This is a genomic window from Bacillus sp. LR_5, assembly GCF_042709275.1.
The window spans coordinates 1-893 of sequence record NZ_JAVAXX010000648.1; the positions used below are offsets into that span (position 1 = coordinate 1).

General features: G+C 46.4%; 2 pseudogenes. Both read left to right on the forward strand.

The window, feature by feature from the left end:
• Positions 1-702: pseudogene (pnbA, locus tag RAC86_RS39235) on the forward strand (para-nitrobenzyl esterase); the annotation flags it as partial.
• A 2-nt stretch (positions 703-704) separates the two neighbouring features.
• A pseudogene (locus RAC86_RS39240) lies at positions 705-893 on the forward strand (hypothetical protein); the annotation flags it as partial.

An 893-nucleotide genomic window follows, 5' to 3' on the forward strand; every position in this document is an offset into this window, starting at 1 on the left:
CAAGCGGCCGATCAGCTTCGGATCGCAGAAAAAGAAAATATCTTTCAGCTGTTCTTCCAGCCCGCCCTTGATCCGAAAACGCTCCCTGCTGAACCAGAAAAAGCGATCGCAGAAGGGGCCGCTTCCGGCATTCCGCTATTAATCGGAACAACCCGTGATGAAGGATATTTATTTTTCACCCCAGATTCAGACGTTCATTCTCAAGAAACGCTTGATGCAGCGCTCGAGTATTTACTAGGGAAGCCGCTGGCAGAGAAAGCTGCCGATTTGTATCCGCGTTCTTTGGAAAGCCAAATTCATATGATGACTGATTTATTATTTTGGCGCCCTGCCGTCGCCTATGCATCCGCACAGTCTCATTACGCCCCTGTCTGGATGTACCGGTTCGATTGGCACCCGGAGAAACCGCCGTACAATAAAGCGTTTCACGCATTAGAGCTTCCTTTTGTCTTTGGAAATCTTGACAGATTAGAACGAATGGCAAACGCGGAGGTTACGGATGAGGTGAAACAGCTTTCTCACTCGATACAATCAGCATGGATCACATTCGCCAAAACAGGAAACCCAAGCACCGAAGCTGTGAATTGGCCGGCGTACCAGGAAGAAACAAGAGAGACGCTGATTTTAGATTCAGAGATTACGATCGAAAAAGATCCCGAATCTGAAAAAAGGCAGAAACTTTTCCCTCCAAAAGGAAAATAAACATGGGGAAAACAGGATACTTTGGTGCTGCCATTGTTGTGGCAGCTTGTATCATTATTTTATCGCCGTGGTATGTTTATGAGAAACAGACTACTACCAGTCTATACGCTGGACTGGCATCATACTGTTTTTCACGGGAATTGTGATGGTTCCCGCATACTCAGAAAAAAGAAAACCCGGAAAAGAGAAGG